The 354-nt window shown below is 48.6% G+C and carries 1 tRNA gene and 1 rRNA gene; both read left to right on the forward strand.

The annotated features are described in order from the left end of the window. Positions 1 to 70, forward strand: a 16S ribosomal RNA gene (locus tag OGV74_RS00735); the annotation flags it as partial. A gap of 85 nt (positions 71 to 155) precedes the next feature. Continuing rightward, positions 156 to 231: transfer RNA gene (locus OGV74_RS00740), tRNA-Glu, on the forward strand. Positions 232 to 354: the final 123 nt, after the last annotated feature.

Consider the following 354-nt stretch of genomic DNA (forward strand, 5'->3'; position numbering starts at 1 on the left):
GTGATTCATGACTGGGGTGAAGTCGTAACAAGGTAACCGTAGGGGAACCTGCGGTTGGATCACCTCCTTACCTTAAAGAACCGACCTTTGTAGTGCTCACACAGATTGTCTGATGAAAAGTAAATAGCAAGGCGTCTTGCGATTGAGACTTATACGTCCCCTTCGTCTAGAGGCCCAGGACACCGCCCTTTCACGGCGGTAACAGGGGTTCGAATCCCCTAGGGGACGCCACTTGCTGGTATGTGTGAGTGAAAGTCGCCGACCCCGATATCTCAAAACTTACCTTCGGGTGACGTTTGAGATATTTGCTCTTTAAAAATCTGGATCAAGCTGAAAATTGAAACGACACACTGT

It is taken from the genome of Citrobacter sp. Cf116, from assembly GCF_030336505.1.
Lineage (GTDB): Bacteria > Pseudomonadota > Gammaproteobacteria > Enterobacterales > Enterobacteriaceae > Citrobacter > Citrobacter freundii.